Here is a 2137-nt window from a genome sequence, read left to right as displayed (position 1 = left end):
AATGTGGCATCTACAAAAGGCAAGGACAGCACGAAACCGCCGTATGCCGAACGGCACGTACGGTGGTGTGAGAGGGAAGGAAACAAAATAGGCAGGAAAACTTATTTTGTTTCCCTACCTACTCGATCCCTGTCGCCGCGAGACCGCTCGAAAAGGTCATCCCCGCGAAGTATGGCATTTCACCCTGCGAAGTATGGCATTTCACCCTGCGAAGTATGGCATTTCACCTCTCCAAGTGTGGCATTGGAATCGGTTTCTTCGGCACATCCGCACCCTTACATTTGGCTCTGCCCGAGTGAGGCGCTCCGAGACCTTGACCCTGGGAGTAGCAGGTACGACAACCGGGCGTATGCGGAAGATTAGGGGCAAGGTGCTATTTGGGTCAGCCTGTGCCACGGACTTTTGCAGGTGTCCCATTAGGACTTATAGACAGGAATCCGTGGAACTAAAACGTGCAATGAAATAGAAGATTTATTAACTCTCATGATTTGTATCATTATTCCGCCTATTATGCTCATAATGTTCTTCATCTATTAATATCGCCTGCTCGTATTTAATGTTTTTTAAAATTTCAAGCGATAGATAGTAAGCAAAATTCACTACATTTGTCTATGAGACTGTAACACCTGCATTTTATGAAAATTTGTGTCATTAAATATGAAACAATCAACGGGAAGAAAGTTGGAAAGGCTTTTTCTTTCCCTATAGATGCCAAGAAAATGGCTCATTATAAAACAGAAGTTGCCGTAAGGAAAAAAGTTGAAGAATATGTCGCTAAAAGTGGCATATTCAAGAAGAATGAATTGAAAGACCTTAAATATGACATGAAAGACTTCCTGCAAGAATGGAAAAAGCAGAAGCCTATTGTGGAAGCCGAGATGCTAAAAGAGTTGGAAGCCTCAACAAATAATGCAGAAAATAGAATTACACCTGAACGCATAAACAGGCTCGGGAGTAACGAAATATTCGTTTTCGGTTCTAATGCAAAGGGGTTGCATTATGGAGGTGCAGCCAAAGCAGCAGTTGAAAAATTTGGCGCAATTATGGGGCAAGGGCATGGGTTGCAAGGTAAAAGTTATGCAATCAATTCCATGAGTGGAATTTCTGAAATGGGAAAAGATATAAAACAGTTCTGTGAATTTGCCAAGTTAAATCCTCAAAAGCACTTTCTTGTTACTCCGATAGGTTGTGGTATTGCAGGATATAGCCCCAATGAAATAGCTCCTTTATTTAAAGAGTGTAAGGATTTGAAAAATATATCTCTCCCACAATCTTTTTGGAAAATAATAGGATTCCCATCAGAGACATAGCCCCACTAATTACAATATGCACTCTAAATAGAATTTAAAACATTAAATAATGACAGAGATTAAAACAAGAGAAGATTATATTAATCTTTATGCTGACAAAATTTGTGGTAGAATGCAAGTAGTAGATGAAAGTACTGGAAGATTTTATGATTATTTTGTTCCTGATTTTAGTGCTATGTACCATGGACTTGATAGATTTATAGAAGCTCAAAATAAGTGGGATACTTATCAGGCTGCCTTAGCAGAAGTTAAAGCAGGTAAGAAAGTAACCCATTGGATATGGTTCATATTTCCACAACTAACTAATCTCGGCAAAAGTGAAAAATCTCGATATTATGGAATACGTGGACGTGAAGAAGCAATTGAATATATCAACAATCCTAATATTAAGAGACAGATTAGTTGAAATCACAGAAGCTGTCTATAATAATGAGAAGTCTGTTTATGAGATATTTGGAAACGATGTAATTAAAGTAAGAGCTTGTATGTTACTTTTCGCTTCTGTTTCTGATATTCCTATTTTCAAAAAAATGCTTGAAAAACATTGTTGGAGATAAAAATCCTCATATAATAGGCAAAAAGCCGATGAAGCACTGCAATCCCTTTATACATTTGTAGTTTTAAGAAAAGTAGCATAAATAATGGCAACAAATAACATAACAGAACAATCGTAAGCATTTGATAAACTACAGGTATTAAACTTTATATATAACAATAGCGACTGTCACTATGAAGCTAATAGTTGCAGTCGCTATTGTTTTGTTGAACCTATATGTTGCAGTCGGCATTAGTTGCCGGATTCCCCATTTTGTTTTGTCAATACACTT

At 37.7% G+C, this 2137-nt stretch carries 3 protein-coding genes; all 3 read left to right on the top strand.

The genetic code is table 11. The features are described from left to right. Window positions 1-635: 635 nt before the first annotated feature. Genes G7Y39_RS13960 through G7Y39_RS13760 form a run of 3 tightly spaced genes read left to right on the top strand, consistent with a single transcriptional unit; the run spans window position 636 to window position 1867 of the window. Window positions 636-1310, top strand: a complete 675-nt coding sequence (locus G7Y39_RS13960) for a hypothetical protein (protein ID WP_206225180.1) — start codon at window positions 636-638, stop codon at window positions 1308-1310. A gap of 49 nt (window positions 1311-1359) precedes the next feature. Beyond that, window positions 1360-1716, top strand: coding sequence for a DUF1810 family protein (locus G7Y39_RS13280; protein WP_241160065.1), 357 nt, complete (start codon window positions 1360-1362; stop codon window positions 1714-1716). Then, complete coding sequence (locus tag G7Y39_RS13760) at window positions 1646-1867, top strand: DUF1810 family protein (protein WP_241160064.1); 222 nt, start codon at window positions 1646-1648, stop codon at window positions 1865-1867. The genes G7Y39_RS13280 and G7Y39_RS13760 overlap by 71 nt, the downstream gene beginning before the upstream one ends. The last annotated feature ends 270 nt before the right edge of the window (window positions 1868-2137 follow it).

Source organism: Parabacteroides sp. ZJ-118, from assembly GCF_011038785.1.
Lineage (GTDB): Bacteria > Bacteroidota > Bacteroidia > Bacteroidales > Tannerellaceae > Parabacteroides.
Note: the sequence above shows the minus strand (reverse complement) of the source record. Positions and strands in the feature narration are given on the sequence as shown.

What these genes read in the sequence shown, in the direction of transcription:
- G7Y39_RS13960 (WP_206225180.1), top strand. Translation starts at nt 636, where the DNA reads ATGAAAATTTGTGTCATTAAATATGAAACAATCAACGGGAAGAAAGTT.
- G7Y39_RS13280 (WP_241160065.1), top strand. Translation starts at nt 1,360, where the DNA reads ATGACAGAGATTAAAACAAGAGAAGATTATATTAATCTTTATGCTGAC.
- G7Y39_RS13760 (WP_241160064.1), top strand. Translation starts at nt 1,646, where the DNA reads ATGGAATACGTGGACGTGAAGAAGCAATTGAATATATCAACAATCCTA.